This window comes from Micromonospora sp. DT41, assembly GCF_049841715.1.
GTDB lineage: Bacteria > Actinomycetota > Actinomycetes > Mycobacteriales > Micromonosporaceae > Micromonospora > Micromonospora profundi.
In genome coordinates this window covers 394463-409222 of sequence record NZ_JBNCKU010000002.1, presented here as the reverse complement: position 1 = coordinate 409222, position 14760 = coordinate 394463, and the positions used below count along the sequence as shown (strand labels likewise).

General features: G+C 69.7%; 13 protein-coding genes. 4 read left to right on the top strand and 9 right to left on the bottom strand.

Annotated features, from left to right (window positions below; translation table 11 throughout):
- Window positions 1-19: 19 nt before the first annotated feature.
- The 3 genes from ACLQ23_RS05875 to ACLQ23_RS05865 form a co-directional block, all read right to left on the bottom strand.
- A complete protein-coding gene (locus ACLQ23_RS05875; protein ID WP_425880422.1) occupies window positions 20-1246 on the bottom strand; it encodes an MFS transporter in 1227 nt (408 codons plus the stop codon).
- 81 nt (window positions 1247-1327) lie between these two features.
- The gene (locus ACLQ23_RS05870; protein WP_425880421.1) at window positions 1328-2557 is read right to left on the bottom strand and encodes an RNA polymerase sigma factor; all 1230 of its coding nucleotides are present in this window, start codon (window positions 2555-2557) and stop codon (window positions 1328-1330) included.
- Window positions 2558-3087: 530 nt separating this feature from the next.
- A complete protein-coding gene (locus tag ACLQ23_RS05865; RefSeq protein WP_425880420.1) occupies window positions 3088-4305 on the bottom strand; it encodes a tyrosine-type recombinase/integrase in 1218 nt (405 codons plus the stop codon).
- A gap of 228 nt (window positions 4306-4533) precedes the next feature.
- Here ACLQ23_RS05865 and ACLQ23_RS05860 point away from each other — a divergent pair, with 228 nt between their 5' ends.
- Together ACLQ23_RS05860 and ACLQ23_RS05855 are read left to right on the top strand one after the other, a co-directional pair.
- Window positions 4534-5598 carry a MerR family transcriptional regulator gene (locus ACLQ23_RS05860; RefSeq protein WP_425880440.1) on the top strand — a complete coding sequence of 355 codons (1065 nt, stop codon included), beginning with the start codon at window positions 4534-4536 and terminating at the stop codon, window positions 5596-5598.
- A 17-nt stretch (window positions 5599-5615) separates the two neighbouring features.
- The gene (locus ACLQ23_RS05855; protein WP_425880439.1) at window positions 5616-6107 is read left to right on the top strand and encodes a hypothetical protein; all 492 of its coding nucleotides are present in this window, start codon (window positions 5616-5618) and stop codon (window positions 6105-6107) included.
- Window positions 6108-6166: 59 nt separating this feature from the next.
- On the opposite strand, the gene ACLQ23_RS05850 is transcribed toward ACLQ23_RS05855, so the two are convergent.
- Window positions 6167-9145 carry a Tn3 family transposase gene (locus ACLQ23_RS05850; RefSeq protein WP_425880419.1) on the bottom strand — a complete coding sequence of 993 codons (2979 nt, stop codon included), beginning with the start codon at window positions 9143-9145 and terminating at the stop codon, window positions 6167-6169.
- 104 nt (window positions 9146-9249) lie between these two features.
- Here ACLQ23_RS05850 and ACLQ23_RS05845 point away from each other — a divergent pair, with 104 nt between their 5' ends.
- Together ACLQ23_RS05845 and ACLQ23_RS05840 are read left to right on the top strand one after the other, a co-directional pair.
- Window positions 9250-9633, top strand: coding sequence for a hypothetical protein (locus ACLQ23_RS05845; protein ID WP_425880418.1), 384 nt, complete (start codon window positions 9250-9252; stop codon window positions 9631-9633).
- Window positions 9634-9812: 179 nt separating this feature from the next.
- Window positions 9813-9977, top strand: a complete 165-nt coding sequence (locus tag ACLQ23_RS05840) for a hypothetical protein (RefSeq protein ID WP_425736055.1) — start codon at window positions 9813-9815, stop codon at window positions 9975-9977.
- A gap of 329 nt (window positions 9978-10306) precedes the next feature.
- On the opposite strand, the gene ACLQ23_RS05835 is transcribed toward ACLQ23_RS05840, so the two are convergent.
- From ACLQ23_RS05835 to ACLQ23_RS05815, 5 genes are all read right to left on the bottom strand, one after another.
- The gene (locus tag ACLQ23_RS05835; protein WP_425736056.1) at window positions 10307-10585 is read right to left on the bottom strand and encodes a hypothetical protein; all 279 of its coding nucleotides are present in this window, start codon (window positions 10583-10585) and stop codon (window positions 10307-10309) included.
- A 334-nt stretch (window positions 10586-10919) separates the two neighbouring features.
- Window positions 10920-11453, bottom strand: coding sequence for a hypothetical protein (locus ACLQ23_RS05830; RefSeq protein WP_425736057.1), 534 nt, complete (start codon window positions 11451-11453; stop codon window positions 10920-10922).
- 551 nt (window positions 11454-12004) lie between these two features.
- Window positions 12005-12682 carry an LPXTG cell wall anchor domain-containing protein gene (locus ACLQ23_RS05825; RefSeq protein ID WP_425736058.1) on the bottom strand — a complete coding sequence of 226 codons (678 nt, stop codon included), beginning with the start codon at window positions 12680-12682 and terminating at the stop codon, window positions 12005-12007.
- 408 nt (window positions 12683-13090) lie between these two features.
- Window positions 13091-13678: a recombinase family protein gene (locus tag ACLQ23_RS05820; protein ID WP_425736059.1), complete on the bottom strand. Its 588-nt coding sequence runs from the start codon at window positions 13676-13678 to the stop codon at window positions 13091-13093.
- Between the two features lie 394 nt (window positions 13679-14072).
- Entirely contained in the window at window positions 14073-14288 is a 216-nt protein-coding gene (locus tag ACLQ23_RS05815) for a hypothetical protein (protein ID WP_425880417.1), read from the bottom strand.
- Window positions 14289-14760: the final 472 nt, after the last annotated feature.

Below are 14760 nucleotides of genomic sequence, written 5' to 3'. Positions count from 1 at the left end.
GCGGTCCCGTCGACCCCCTCTACACGGGGATCTTCGCGTCTGCGCGCTCGCTCCTGGGGCGTACGCGGTCACTCGTCGCCCGACCCGCGACCAGGGCGACCGCGAGGAGCAGCGGCACCAGCGCGGCCAAGGTCCAACGCAGGCCGACATGGTCGGCGAACCAGCCGATCACCGCAGGCGCGAGCAGGATGCCGGTGTAGGTAAGGGTGGTGAACCGGGCGACCACAATGGCCGCGCCAGGGCCGGCGCTGTCAGCACCCAGGCTGCCCACGACACCGAACAACACGGGCAAGGGGGTGGCCAATCCAGCGCCCACAAGCGCGAACCCGGCAATGGACAGCGCCGGCCACGGACTTGCCAGGGCCACGGCCACACCCACCGCAGCGACGGATGTGCCGACCTGGAGCAGCCGCGTCGCCGACGTCCGCTCCTGGAGGCGGTCACCGACCAGCCGGCCCGCTGTCTGGAAGATCGCGAACAGCACGTAACCCATGCCGGCGGCACCCAGCGACGCGCGCAGGTTTTCGTGCAGGTAGACACCGCTCCAGTCGGCCACCCCCGCCTCGACGGTCAGCACGATCGCGCCCATCACGCCGAACAGCACCACGCGCAGGCTCCACCCGGCCCGCCAGCCGGCGCGGACACCGACCGGCGTCGCGTCGGTCCCGCGATCCGCGGCGGCCGGCAGCAACATCCGGCCGCAGACGGCCGACAGCGGGATCAGCACCCCGGCCAGCAACAGGTAGTGCACGGTGCGGGACATCCCGATGTGCGCCGCGCCCGCTCCGAGCAGCGCGCCGGCAACCGCGCCGATGCTCCACGCCGCATGGCAACCGTTCATGATCGGCCGGCTCAACCGCTGCTGTACGGCCACCGCGTGCGCGTTCATCGTCACGTCGAGCATTCCGTGCACCGCGCCGAACGCGAGGTGCACCAGGATCTGCCACCACATGTCGGGTGCCACACCGACCCCCACCAGCAGCAACGGCAGCACCACTGTGGTGGACTGCACGATCACCCGGCTGCCGGTACGGGCCACGACGGTGCCGACGGTCTGCATCATGATCACGGCCGCGATGCCGAACATCGCTGACAGCAGGCCCAATTGCCCAGGTGTCAGCCCGAGGTCGATCTTCAACGAGGGCGTCCGCACCGCCAGGCTGGCGATCAGCAGTCCGTTGATCCCGAACACCGCTGTGACAGCCCGGCGCGCTCGGATCGTGGCTCGACTCGTCGGCGTCCGCATGCCCTGATCTCCCCTACCGCTTCGTCATCGTGCCTTCAACCAGACGACGAGTGACGGAATCGGCTTTCGACAGGACCGTCTTCAGCCGTGGCCCCGGATCTCCTCGAGACGATCGGCGAGGAACGCGCGCTCCACCTCGTTGCCTGTCAGCGCGAGCGCCTCCTCGTACGCCGCCTCGGCCTCGGCCCAGCGCTGGAGACGACGCAGGAAGTCCGCGCGGGCGGCGCTGAGATAGCTGTAGGTGGCCATGGCCGGCACGTCGAGCAACAGTTCGAGGGCGGCGAGGCCGGCCTCCGGCCCGTCACGCATACCGAGCGCCACCGCCCGGTTGAGGTCCACGACCGGCGACGGCCACAGCGAGCGCAGCACGTCGTACAACGCGACGATCTCAGCCCAGTCCGTGTCCGCCCAGCTCGGCGACTCGGCGTGCACAGCGGCGATCGCCGCTTGTACGGCGTACCGGCCGGGCGGCTGCCGACGCAGCGACTCCACCAGCAGGGCGACACCTTCGTTGATCTGGTCGGTGTCCCACCGGCTGCGGTCCTGCTCGGCGAGCAGCAGCAGGCGCCCATCCGCGCCCACCCGGGTCTCCCGCCGGGAATCGATGAGCAGCATCAGCGCCAGCAGGCCGGCCACCTCACCGTTCTGCGGCAACAGCACATGCATCACCCGGGCCAACCCGATGGCGCCGTCGACCAGGTCACGGCGGATCAGTGACTCGCCGACCGGCGCGGCGTGCCCGGTGGTGAAGACCAGGTGCAACACCTCGAGCACCGCGTCGACCCGCTCAGGAAGCTCCTCCCGTGCCGGCACCCGGTACGGAATCCGAGCCGCGCTGATCTTCTTCTTGGCCCGGGTGATCCGAGCCGCCATTGTCGTCTCCTGGACGAGGAACGCCCGGGCGACCTCGACGGTGGACAGACCACACAGCAGCCGCAACGTGAGGGCCACCTGGGCGTCGCGCGACAACGCCGGGTGACAACAGGTGAAGATCAAACGCAGCCGGTCGTCGTCGACGACCGGTGCCTCGACCCCCTCCTCCGGGCCAGGCACCGACTCGTCCACCACGAGCAATGGCAGGGCGCGCCGCAACACCGAGGCGCGGCGCATCCGGTCCAGGGCACGGTTGCGCGCCACGCTTGTCAGCCAGGCTGCGGGCCGGGCCGGCACGGGGGTTTTGCGGCCCCACGTCTGCAACGCCTGGGCGTACGCGTCCTGCACGCACTCCTCGGCCAGGTCCAGGTCACGGGTGTAGTGCACAGTCGCGGCCAGTACCGCGGCCCATTCTGCCCGGTGTGCCCGTGCGATCACCTCGGCGACGCCCCGTGACGCCGCCGAGGTGTCCCCTGCGCTCAGCCCACGTCCACGATGGGCCGAACCTCGACCGCACAGTGCGTCATCTTCAGCTCGGGAAGCCGCTGCGCCATCGCGATCGCCCGGTCCAGGTCGGAGGCCTCCACCACGTAGTAACCGGCCCGTGACTAACGATCTTGCGGGAACTGGCGCTAAGGGGCCCCGTGGTTGACCTCCGCGGTTGACCTCCGCGGTTGACGAGCCTGCGTCGACCGTGTGCACACGGCGTCGCTGCCTGATTGCATTCGTCGATGCCGATACAGTGGCGGGCTCGGGTGCGGCGGCGGGGGGCGTGGTGACGGGTGCGGTGGTGCAGGTAGACAGGATGGCGGGCCGGTTCCGGTGGCGGCTGCTGGATTCGGGGGTGGGTTCGGGTTCGGGTGTGGCGGTGGCGGTGTGTGGTGACTACAGCCATGGCTCGTTCGCGGCGTGTTGGCCCTGAGCTTGGGTAGCTGTCCCAGCCCGCCAAATATTTGATCTTGGCGCGGTCAGCGGTCGGTGGGCAGACTGTCGATAGCGGTCTGCCGATCGACGTCGGTGGGCAAGCTGTAGCCACGGGTGGTTTCGACCCTGGCGTGGCCCATCAATTCGGCGACGAGCACCAGGTCGTGACCGTCACGGACCAGCCGGGTGCCGAAGGTGTGCCGCAGGACGTGGGCGGTGAAGTCGTCGATGCAGGCCTGTTCGGCGATGGTGGTCAAGATGTTGTGCGCGCCGCGGGTCGAGAGTCGCTCGCCGCGGTAGTTCAGCAGCAGCGCCGGGCCCTCGGCGCCGAGCCAGCCCTGCCGCTCCTGGGTGATCCACCGGTGGAGCGGTTCGCGCAGCTGCGCGTGGACCGGGATCTCGCGGTAGCGGCCGCCCTTACCGGAGCGCACGACGATGACGCCCTTGCGGGCCGACAGCTGAGCGTCCTCGACGTTCAGTGCGACCATCTCGCCGAGACGCAGGCCGGCGTAGAACGGCAGCAGCGCTGTCACCTGGTCGCGGGTGGCCGGCCACCGTTCGACGGTGCGCAGCCAGCGCTTGGTGTCGCGGGCGTCCAGGGCCCGCGGTGCGCGTTGCGGCAGGTCCAGGCGGGCCACGCTCGGTACGCCGAGCCCGGTACGGGTGTAGAAGTCGCCGACCGCGGCCAGCGCCGCGTTGATCGTGGCGGGCTTGCGCTGCGCAACGGTCTGCAGGTGGGCGCGGTAATCACGTACCGCGCCGTCGCGCGCGGCCTCATCCGTGAGGGGGCCGCCGGTGTCCCAGACGTCGGCGCCGTCGAGCCAGGCCAGGTAGCCGCGGACCTGGGAGGTGTAGGTGCGGCGGGTGTGGGCGGCCAGCATGCTGGCCTTGCCGAGCTGGTCGGTGTAGCGGTTCAGCCGCTCTTGCAGGTTGGTGGGTAGCTCGACCGGGGCGCGGCCGCGCCGCGGTGGCCCGTCCTCGCCGACGGCGATCGCGGCGAGGACATCGGCGTGACAGGCGGCGTCCGGTGGGCACCAGCAGGCGAGGGTCCGCATGGCGAGTTCGCGGCGTACGTCGGTGACGGTGACGCCCGGCTGCTTGCCGATACCGGGCAGCTCGCCGGCGAGCAGCGCAGTCCGGTATTGGGCGATCGCGCTGGCGCGGCCGTGCTCGTTGACGTCGAAGGGGTTGCCCCACTTCGTGGCCCGGTCGACTCGCACGGCGTCTGGGTGTTGCTCGCGCCACGGATGCTGACGCGACATCTGAATCCGGCGCCGCGCACCGGGCCGCGTGTTATCTGAAGTGGTCTCGCCACCCTCCCAAACACCCTGGTGCGAATTATCTGAAGTCACTCCCGGAGCCTACTTCAGATAACGAGAGTTATCTGAAGTAGGCGGTGGAGGCGTTCGCTTTCACATGACGACCATGTGTTTGACCTTCGTGTTGGTTGAGGCCCCAGGATGGGCCGCGTGAGGGAACAAGACGATCGGATGACGATCGGGGTGTTCGCGCGGGCCGCGAATGTCACCCCGAGCGCTCTGCGGTTCTACGACGACTGCGGTCTTGTGCGGCCTGACGCGGTCGACGCGGTCACCGGATATCGGTATTACTCGCTGGATCAGATCGACGAGGTCATCCTGATCCGTCAACTACGGGAAGCGGGGCTGCCTCTGGGCGAGGTGCGGCGGTTGTTGGCAGGCCCGGTCGAGGTGGCCGAGGAACTGCTGGCAGCTCATGTGCGCGCGATGGAGCGCGCCGTCGAGGTCGCCCGCGCCAACGCCACCACCGCCCTGGCCCTGATCCGAGATCAAACGAGCAACGTCGTGTCCCTGCCCGGCCGGATCCTGGCCGAGGCGATCGGGCAGGTCGCTCCAGCCGCGGACAGGACTGGGGAGATCCGTGTGCTCGGCGGAGTCCTGATCGAGGCGGCGATGGGAGAGCTCCGATTGGTGGCGACCGACCGGTACCGGTTGGCGATCAGGTCGATGTCCGTCAGGGGATGGCGGCGTCGGGTGCCCACAGCGGCGGTCGTAACGGCAACACTCCTGGACGAGACACGGCAGTGGATCGGTGAGCAGGACATCGTGCAGCTGCGGTTCGCCGACTCGCACGTCCGCCTCGACGGGCCCGGTGGTGAACGGCTGCTACCGACGATGAAGGAGATGTTCCCTGCTTACCGGGTCGTCCTCGACGGCCTACCCGAGGTTCTGACTCGGGTGGTCGCTCCGCGTGGCCTGTTTCTGGCCGCCCTCGGCGACGATCCGCAAGCGCGCCTCGATCTTGTCGTGGCCGGCGATCTGAGCATCAGATCGTCCGCTCATCCCCAGGCGGCGATTGCGGTTCCCGCCGACATCACTGGTGGGCCGGTAGCGATCAGTTTCCAGTTCGCCACGTTGTATCCGGCTCTCGCGGCCAGCGTCGGCCCTGACGTGATGCTGCAGATCAGCCAGCCCGATCTGCCTGTTGTCGTCCGCTCAGCCGATGGCGGCGATTTCACCACCCTGGCCATGCCCGTGAAGGCAGGCACACCGTCCGGACATCAAGGAGAATCGTGAACCAGCCCGCTCAGACCATGCCCGACGAGACGATGATGAGCATCGGCGCTGCGGTGGAACTCGGCCGATCAGGGCAGAAGGTCCAGGCCCGCGACACTCTCACCGCACTGTGGGCCCGGATCGGCGTCGCCGGCGACGCTTTCCACCGGTGCACCCTGGCGCACTACCTGGCCGATCTTCAGGACACCACCGAAGCGGAACTCCTGTGGGACGAGCGTGCCCTGGCCGCCGTTTCCGACCTCACCGACGAACGCGCTCAGCAGTACCACCACTCGCTACAGGCCCAGGCATTCCTGCCGTCGCTGCACCTCAACCTCGCCGATGACCACCGACGCCTGAGCAACCCCGCCGAAGCGCGTGAACACCTGGCCACCGCCCGGAGCCTCGTCCAGCACCTGCCGGACGATCAGTACGGCACCATGATCCGCAGCGGCATCCAGAACGTCACTGAAGCCCTGGACACAGGCTCGACGCAACGTCTCGATTCCCACCCGTCATCACACGGCTGACGGTTCGATCAGCACAGCACCCCCGCCCGTTCCTGAAGGCTGCTGCCATCCTGTGCGGATCAAACCGGCGATACGGGACCGGTGCCGTGGTCGTAGTCGATGCGCTTGTTCAGGTCGAGCTGGAACGTGCCGTGCAGCGCCACGTTCGACCAGAACAAGGGGGTGAGGCCGCGCAGATCATGTTCGGTGAGCCGGGCCGCCCAGTCGGGCTCGGCCAGGACGCGGTCGACCATGCGGGTGTTGACCAGCACCAGCGCCGACTGGAGCAGGTGCAGGGAGAGCATGGAGATCTCCTGGGCTTCCCGGTCGGCGCCGGGCAACTCGGCCTCGCGGCCGTAGTGGATAGCCACGTTCGCGGAATTCCACTGCTCGACCACCTGCAAGCCCTCGTGGATTTCGCGGCGCAGCGCAGGGTCGGCGAGGTAGTCGGCGATGAACGCCGTCCGGACCGCCCGGCCCAACTCCTCGATCGCGGCGAGGGTGGGATGTTTCGGGCCGCGGGTGTTGAACCGGCGCAGGATCTGCTCGGCCTCAGCGGTGCCGAGCTGCAACGCCCGCGCGTACTTGATCATCTGGTCGTACTCGCGGGTGATCAGGTCCCAGTTGATCGCCCGGGTCAGCACCGGCTCCAGACCCGGGTAGCTGGCCCCGTCGGCCGGGCGGTAGAGGCGGGCTGCGCCGACGTTTTTCAACCGGGGCAGCAGCCGGTAGCCGAGCAGGTGGGTGAACGCGAATCCGACCACCGATGCGCCGTGGGTGTCGGTGTAGTTCGCGGTGATCTGCGAGTCGACGTCGGCGGCGTGCCGGATCAGGCCCTCCATCATCGCCGCCACTTCCGACGACGAGCACGTCTTGAGCTGCGAGTACACGCAGACGCTCTTGCGTTCGACGTGCCAGTAGATCATCACGCCGGGCCCGCCGTAGCGGGCGTGCCACTCGGTCATCAGGTTCGACTCCCACGACCCGAACTTCTTCGAATCGCTGGCGCAGGCTGTGCCGGAACCCCACCACCGTTCGTCGCGTTCGCGCAGGGTCGCGTTGACGACGGCGGCGATGGCCCGGCGCAGCCCGTCGCGGTTGACGAACAGGTGCCTCGTGCGGCGTAGCTGCGCTTCGGTGACCTCGTGGTCGCCGGAGTGCACGATCCGCTTGATGCCGATGTTCGTGCCCAGCGCGAACAAAACCAGCAGCAGTCGCTTACGCAGCTCGCCCGGGTTCAGGTGCTCACGGGTGGCGATCGACGTGAACTCGGTGTGCAGGTCGGTCAGCCAGTCGGCCTCCTTGAGCAGGTCGAGCAGGCTGACCACACCCCACCGGCGGATCACCTCCGCCTTTACCGCGTCCAAGTTCTCCGGGACCGGCTGGGCCGGCTGCTTCGACACCGAGATCCACACCTGTCCCTTGCGGGTGCCGATCGACGTCCCGGCCGTCCCGGCGCGCATCGCGTCCGCCCAACGGGCCAGCGAAGTGTCCACCCGGGCCCGCAGCGCGGTGACGAACTCGGTCGGGTCGGTCGGCTGCGCGATCGCGGTGTAGTGCACGTCGCGGTGCAGGTCGAAGTCGACCGGCAGGTCCGTCTCCGGGTTACGCCAGGCGCGGGCGCCTTCCACCCAGATCTCCCGGCGGCGGACCGCGTCGCGTAGCGCTTGCAACGCGCACAGCTCGTACGGGATCCGCTCGACCCGCCCCCGGTCGTCGACGACGGCGGGACGCCAGTCGGCCTTGACCACCCCATCGAGGGGCACCCGGTCCGCCCGCTCGTAGTGGGTGAGCCGGCCGTCGCGGTCCTTGTACCGGTGCAGCACCTCCAGGGCATCCATCACCGGCCGGTACGCCGTGTTGTTGCACCGGAACGCCAGCGCGTCCAGCAGCTTCGGCAGCATCGTCCGGTAGTGGTGCGAGTACGAGCTGGCCAGCACCGTCCGGACCCGGGCCCGGCGCCGTGACTCCGTCGCGCGAGCCTCGGCCACCAGGTCTTTGAGGGTCTGCTCCCCGACCGCCGGGTACACCACGTCGCGGACGATCCCGTCCGGATGGGCCACGGATACCCCGGCCAGCCGGTACAGCACGTTGTCCTTGTCCGCGACCCGGCGGAACTCGGCGATCTGCTCCCGCTCGACCCGCCGCTCCGCCCGCGTGTTGATCACCCGCACCAGATCGATGAACAACTCGACCAGGGAGTCGGTGACCTCGGTCTGCCGGCACCAGCACAGCACCGCGAGCAGGGTGAGGGACACCTCGGGCTGGTGGTCGCGGCGCAGCGTCGACGGGTACTCCGCCGCCGCCCGCGCCCGCCACCGGGCGATCCGCTTCTCTGCGACGTCGGCGAACAGCCCGGCCGGCAGGCCGATCGCCCGGACCCGGCGCAGCTTCGTGATCTCGCCCAGCAGGGTCTCCAGGCCGAGCTTGCCCGGGTCCGCCTTCAACTCGTTGAAGAAGCTCACCCCGCCACCTGTGACAGCGTCGGCGTCGTCCGGCTCGTCGTCCTGGTCGTCGCCGAGGACCGCCCACAACGCCGCCGTCGCGTCCGCCGGCAGCCGTGCCGTGGTGTCCGCGCAGAACCGGGCGTCAGCGATCCGGTTCGCCGCGCCGACGATCCGGTCCATCCGCCCCGGCGGCTCCAGCTTCTCTGCCCGGCACCGGGCCAGCACCGCATCACGCTGCCGGTCCTCGTTCAGCTCGCTCGGGCAGACCTGCTCGGCCAGCCACGCGATCATCTTGTCCTCGTCGCCGCGGGCGAACACCCGAAACCCGAACGCGTCACGGATCTGCGTACGGAACCGCTCCGCGCTGCGGCCGGTCACCTCGAACCGCGCCTGCTCACCCGCGGTGAGCCCGAGCTGCCGGGCGAGGTAGTCGACCGCCGCCGGCGGGACCTCGCCGACGTGACGTGGGAACCGGCCCTCGATCTCGAAGAACTTCACCATCACCGCGCAGCTCAACCGCGGCACGTCATGTTTGCCGACCAGCAACTCGTGGTCGGCGTCGACCAGCGTCCACGACGCGATCAGGTCATCGAGTTCCCACTCCCGGCGCACCGCAACACCCTGGCAGACGAAGATCCACGGTTGACGACCACCCAGGACCGGCGTCGATACCCTGAACGCCGACCCCAACGCCCGGCGGACACGAAGGACAGACCATGCGCAGGTGGGTACGGTACGACGCTCCGATCATGGTCTGCGTCGAGATCGACGACGACACCGAACACACCGAGATCAACAAAGTCGTCCTCTGCATCGACCCCGACGACATCCAACTCGCCCGCGACCACCGAGGGCAGTTCCTCGTCTACGACGAACGCATGGAACCCATGCACGGAGACACCGACCCCGCCACCAACCACGCAATCCACATCGCCGAGGACCGCACCGGCTGGCCCGACGCCGACAGCCTCGACTGGGAAGAAGGCCCCGACCCGCTGCGCTTCCCCGACCTCTACGGCCCCGCCGAGCCCGAGGACGACCAGGACGAAGACGACGACCTCGAACCACTCGACCTCCACGAGCACAAAGCCGCCCACTGACACCGACCACGAACAGCTGATCGGCCCCGCCAGCACGAGATGCTGCGCGGGGCCGGTCCGTCTGCGGACGCCCAATCAAGATCAAATATTTGCCGGGCTGGGACAGTTACCCAAGCGTGGGGCCGTGTTGGGCGTGCGCGTCGGCGTCGGTGCGTTTGGCGCGCTCTGGGGGTGTGCGGGTGCGGGCGGTGGTGCCGGGCCGCTACGGGTGGCTGCTGGTGTACGGCGAGGTGGTCCTCGCGCGCGCGGTGGACGCCTATCCGGACGAGATGGCCGCCCGGGAGGCGGGGGATCGGGCGCACCGGGACCTGCGGCTGGCGGTGGTGGTGGATGGCCGCCGATGACGCGATCGCAGATCCGCTGGTGGTCAGTGAACGCCGGAGGCTCGGGTGTCGGCGAGGTGGGTGAGGCAGGCGATCAGCAGCGGCTGGTGCCAGGCGCCGGCCGGACCCGCCGGCATAGCGCCGCGGCGGTGGGCGGCGTTGGTGGCTAGGTGCAGCAGTTCGGCGTCGTTGTGGCGTGCCTATCGCGGGTTGCCTGTCAGGTAGTGACGCCGCGTCTGCAGGGTGTGCGCTGGCGCGGGGTGGGCCTCGGCGGTGAGGAGTTCGGCGGTGTGGTGCAGCACCGTGTGACGCCACGTGCGGGGGTGTCATAGCAGGTCGTCGTCGTGGTCTCAGTCGCGGGTTGTCCTCTGTAGGTATCGGGTGGTCGGTGCCGCGTTCGGCGGTGGTGTGCGGGGTAGCCAGCCCAGGAACCGGGCGTGCAGGTGTATGGCGACGGTGCCCGGCAGGTCGGCGACGGCGCTGGCATAACAGGAGCTCAGGCAGTGGAAGAGCAGGACCGGCGTGCGGTGGTGTTCGGCGAGGAGCCTGCGCCGGCCGTCGGGGCATGGCCATTCCTGCTCGCAGTCGGCGCAGCCCCAGTTCGGCGTGACGGGCAGGTGCCCGTTCATCGTGTCGCCTGCCGCGCGACTGGCGGGCGGTGGTGCGGGGCGCGCCGGCGTTGGCGTAGCGGACTGACAGGGCGCGGTGTGCCCGTCGGATGCTGTCGTGGCGCTCCGGTCATGTGCCGGTCCTTTCGGTCTGCCCCGTGCGACCTTGGACCGCGGACGTTGACGTCGATCCACGGCGATGGTGACCGTCCTATCACGTTGCGGCGTGGGCGCTCGCCGATTGGACAAGCCCTGGGCGGGATTGTCGACAGGTGCGTATTCCGCTCGGTCCGCAGGGATCGACGTGGGTCGCGGCGGCTCTCCTGCCCGCCCGGATCAGAGATGCGCCGCCGATCTACCTGCCGGTGGGCGTCGGGTCCGACGGCAGGCGCGTGCGGGGCAGCCACGCCGGCGTCATCGCTGCCGGTAGGGCGTGACCGGCGCGGTCGTGAGCGGCCAGGGCGGCATCCAGGAACGCCGCGACCCGCAGGTCACCGGTGGTCGCGATCTCGGCGATCAGCAGCAGCCGGTGCCGCGTCGCGGCCGGCTCCGGTAGCCACCCGGTGTCCTCACCGCCCAATGCCCCGACGAACAGCAACACGGCCAGCAGTTCCTCATCGACCTGCGGCAGCCAACGCCGGGCCCGATCCCGGCAGCGGGCCAGCGCCGGCCATGCCGTCGCGGCCAGGGCGGCGTCGTCAACCAGTTCCTCCAGCATGAGCCGCGCTGTCATCTCCAGCACTCGCGGGGTCGATGGCGCGGACATCCGCCACAGGCGCCTGGCCGCGACGTCGAACGCATGTGGATCCCCGGCAGCCACCGCCGTCACACCCTCACCCACGGCGCGCAGCAACGTGAGCGACCGACCCTGCTGTTTCGGCTTCTCCACCGGCTCACTCCTTCGCAGAACCCGGAAGACCCGTCGCGGCCGATCCGCCGGTTCGTGGCCGCCGATCGCGGTGAACACTCTTGTCACGGGGACGCCATCGTGCCCGGTTCGCCGCCGTATAGAGCGGCTCCACAGGAGCAAAGCTCCGCACCGCGGCCATGCCGGCGGTGAGGCCACACCGGTGCGGGACGACGTCGCCATCTGCGGGGTGTGCGCCGCGGCGGGGGTGGCCTCGGCGGTCTGGTGCAGCACGGTGTGACGCCAGGTCCGGGGATGTCGTAGCAGGTGCGGGGCGGCGGCGTCGACGGCTGCCCGGTTGTCCGCGGCGAGGGCGTGCAGCCGTCACGGTGGCCTGCCGGAGGTGCTGCTCGCGCGCCGTCGGTGCACGCCGCATCGGTACCTCCTCGATCGGACGGCGTCCGCGGGGCGGCGGCGCGAACGGGTTGGTGGGTGCGGCCGGCACGGGGCGCCGTAGGAGGTGGCGTCCCGTGCCGACCGCGGGTGACCGCACCGGTCACCTGCTTGTTGCGCCGACGCTGAGCGGGGCGTGGTCAGCCGCGGGTGTCGCGGCGGCGGCGCGCCAGCACCAGGGCTGTCCCGGCCAGCAGGGTGAGCACGCCGGCGGTGGCCAGGCCGAGCGGCCCGGATCCACGGCCCGTGCCGGTGACGGGCAACTCGGACTTCGTCGGGGTGGGGGTGGGCTGGCCGGTGGGTGTGCCGGTCGAGGTCGGGGTGGGGGTGGGTGTGCCGGTCGGCGACCCTGTCGGGGTGGGCGTCGGAGTGGGTGTGCCGCTGGCTGCGCAGGTGTGGGTGAGGACGAAGAACGACGCCTCGCCGCTGATGGTGGCGGTCGCGTCGGTCAGCGTCCATCCCGCGGGCAGCCGGATCCACGCTTTGCTGGTGCCGAGGTTGTTGACGATCTGCCCGCCGTCGGTGGGGATGGTGCGGGTCACGGTGCCCTGCGGGGTGGAGAAGGTCGCGGTGACCGACTCGAACACCCCGGAGGTCTGCGGGTTGCCCGGCAGGTTGAACACCCACACGTCCTCGTTCGGGTAGGGGCCGCCGCCGAGGTTCGGGTCGCAGTTCTGGGTGAATTGCGCTGCGTTGGTGGGCACGTTGCCCGGGTTGATGTCGATCGTCTGCTGCGCTGCGGCCGGCGCGGTCCACGCCACCAGTAGCGCCGCGGCCATCGCGGCGACTGCCGCGTATCGGCGTATGTGTCTTCTCACTCGCACAACCCCCGTCATGAGTCTGAACGCGAACACGAACACGAACGACAATAGGGCCCGTGTGAGCGTTTTAGGCGGTTATGGAAGTATTGCGGGGTGGAGGTCAGCAGTGAGCCCGGCGAGGCGAACCCGCCATGCAGCGGACCCAGGCGACCGTGCTGCCAGAGGGGGTGCCCGTAGTCCTAGCGGAAAAATCAACGGATATCGCTGACCAGGGCAAACAGGTGGTCAATAACGATCTTGCGAGGAGGGGCCAAAAGTTGATCTGGGTGATCCGGCTTCGGTTCGCGCGAGGCGTTGCTGACTTGTGCTGCTTGGGTAGGTGTCACCAAGCCCCAAAGTCGCTGGACGAGTGGACGGAAAGCAGCCGCGATGCTCGCAGGACTGTGGGGTGGGTGTCCGTTCTGTTCAGCCGGCCTCGGTGGGCAGCTTGGACAGGTGCCGGTAGATGGTGGGGCGGGTGACGCCGAACTCAGCGGCGATCTCCTCCACGGTGTGCAGTCGGCGTCCGTCGGGTCCGGTCTCCTCGTGCATCTCCCGCGCGATCTTCGCCTGGCGCGGGGTGAGCTTGGGTTTCTGGCCGCCGGTGCGACCGCGAGCGCGGGCGGCTGCCAGGCCGTCGAGGGTGCGTTCGGACATGAGGGCGTGTTCGAACTCGGCGATGGAGCCGAGGATCTGGAAGAACATCCGGCCCATTGCGGCTGACGTGTCGATCTTCTGGTCGAGCACGACCAGGTCGACGCCGCGCTGCTGCAGCTGTGCGGAAAGTTCGATGAGGTGTTCCAGGGAGCGGCCGAGCCGGTCGAGTTTGGTGACCACGAGCTGATCCCCGGGCCGGTGCGCGACCAGGAGCGCCTTGTCGAGTTCGGGGCGGCGGGCGAGTTTGCCGGACGCCTTGTCGACAAAGATCTGCTCGCAGCCGGCCGCGGTGAGTGCATCGTGCTGGGCGTTGGGGTTCTGGTCGCGGGTGGAGACCCGTCCGTAGCCGATCCGCATGCGGTGACTGTATCGCGAACCCCCGATCGCGTTACGAAGGCGCGGACACGGGTTCCGTTACAGATGCGACCTGGGCGAACATCACCGGTGCCCGGGTGTCAAGCGAACGATCGTTACCGGACGCATCCTCGACGCCCTGGACCCTACTGAGTGTTCTCGCCCGGGCGCTCGCCGCCAACAGTGACCGGATGGCGCGCCCGGCCACCGCAGGCTCGGCTGGGCGGGCGACACCGCGGGCAGCTTCGGCGCGCCATCCGGCGGTGATGCCGGTCGATGCCTACAGTGTGGGGGCGTTGTCGGCGCATCCCGGGTGTTGTTCCCCGCCGCGTCCCGGGTCGCCGCCGGCGCGTGGCGTGGCCGGCACCCGGGGGGTGGGGTGCCGGCCACGGGCGCATCATGGCACGCCCTCGGGTGGGTGGCCGGCGAGGGACCAGGCCAGCGCGGCGATCCCGTCGACAGCGGCGGCGGCGCGGGGTGGATGGTCGATCACCTCCGCCAGCGCCCGCCGCTGGATGCGCACGGTAATCTCGCCCCAGGGTGTGCCGTCGCGGCTGAGCTGCGTCCCGGTGATCTGCAGCATCGATTCGGGCAGCACCGCCAACTGGCGCACGCGGATGAACACAATGACCGGGCCGCCCCAGTGTCGCGGATGGCAGGCGACGACGAGTTCGCTGATGCCAGCCCCCTCCCCTCAAGCCGGCCGGTTCCCGGCCAGGGTAGGCGTTGCGGCGTCGCGAAAGTTGGATGTTCTTCGCGACCTGCCGAACCGTGCGCGGCGCGCGCCACCAGGACGGCCAGTGATGCCGATGCCGCCGCCTCGTTCGGCGGCGGTCGGGAGACCACCCGGATGGGGGCGTACGCGGGGCAGGTGGTGACAGCCGTGCCCCTTCCCAATCGCAGGCGGCGGGCTGGGGCTGCCAACCTCACGCCAAGGGCAGGCGGCGCCATCGCGCTTACCCGCGGTGCTGATGTCGTGTACAGCCCGGGGGTGAGCATGTTTGTGCCATCACCATGACCGCGACGTGCACCGTGCATCTGCGCATGCGCATGCGCATGCACGGGGGTGGGGGCATGAGGCGAAA